Origin of the sequence: Streptomyces montanisoli, assembly GCF_017813245.1 — a bacterium.
GTDB lineage: Bacteria > Actinomycetota > Actinomycetes > Streptomycetales > Streptomycetaceae > Streptomyces > Streptomyces montanisoli.
The window spans coordinates 1-1,140 of sequence record NZ_JAGIQL010000358.1; the positions used below are offsets into that span (position 1 = coordinate 1).

The following is a 1,140-nucleotide window of genomic DNA, read 5'->3' on the forward strand; positions in this document are numbered from 1 at the left end:
CCACGGTGGTGCCGGGCGGCCGCGTGGCCCCGCCCGCGCACGCGCTGACGCGCCGCCTGCGGGCGTGGGGCAGCGCACTCAACGACCGCGCCGCGGGCCGGTACAACGAGCGCGGCCCGGCGCAGGGCCAGGGCTGACGGCCGGCGCGGGCGTTCAGTCGACGACGGCCCGCGCCTCCCCCGCCGTCAGCGTCATGCCCTGGCCGTGCCCGCACGGTACGACGCGGTCGGCGAGACCCAGGCGTTCCGTCTCGCCGAGGAAGTCGCTCAGCGGCGACTTCATCACCGTGTAGTCGCCGTAGTGCACCGGCAGCACGAGCCGGGGCCGCAGCCGCGCGGCGAGTTCGGCGCCCTGCCTCCCGGTCATCGTCACGATGAGCCCGCCGGGCAGTTGGGTCCCGCCCAGGTGGAGCACGGCGAGGTCGGCTGTGGGGAAGCGGCGGCCGATCTCCGCCAGGCCGTCGAAGGGCATGGTGTCCCCCGAGACGTACAGGCGCAGGCGCGTGGGACCGCCCGCGGGCCCGAACTCCAGCATGCTGCCCATCACCGGGGGCAGGACCGCGTTCAGCAGGCCACCGCGGGCGTGGCGGGCAGGCAGTGCGGTGATGTGCACGGCGCTGCCGCCGTGCGTGAGGGTGTGGTTCTGCCAGTCACGCAGCGCGCACGCCTCGCGGAAGCCGTGCAGCCGGCGCAGCCTGCGCGCCGCGTGCGGCGTGGTGATGACGGGAAGTGACCTGTCCAGGCCCCGGCGCGCCACCCTGTCCCAGTGGTCGCCGTGCATGTGGGACAGCAGGACGGCGTCCAGGTCCGGCAGTTCGCCGATGCCGAGGGCGGGTTCTGTCAGGCGCCGGCTGGTCAGGCCGTGCCCCAGGTAGGCGTGGCTGCCCTTGTGGAGGAAGTTCGGGTCGGTCAGCAGCGTGAGCGGGCCGTAGCGGATCAGCAGCGTCGCGTTGCCGATGAAGCGCACATGCACCGAGTCGGGTGCGTCGTCCGTCATGGTGGCGCTCCTTCCGTCGCGCGCCCCCGCCGAGTAGCACGGACCGCGCGGACGAAACCACGGCGCCCCGGTGCCGCGCGACACGGCCCGCGGCGGGCTCGCGGCACGGCCCGCGGCGGGGCCGTCCGCGCGGACGGCTGATCC

At 75.4% G+C, this 1,140-nt stretch carries 1 protein-coding gene; it reads right to left on the bottom strand.

Annotation, left to right across the window (positions count from 1 at the left end; all coding sequences use genetic code 11):
* Positions 1-153: 153 nt before the first annotated feature.
* On the bottom strand, positions 154-996 hold the full coding sequence (locus JFN87_RS33135; protein WP_209346215.1) for an MBL fold metallo-hydrolase: 843 nt from the start codon (positions 994-996) through the stop codon (positions 154-156).
* Positions 997-1,140 lie beyond the last annotated feature (144 nt).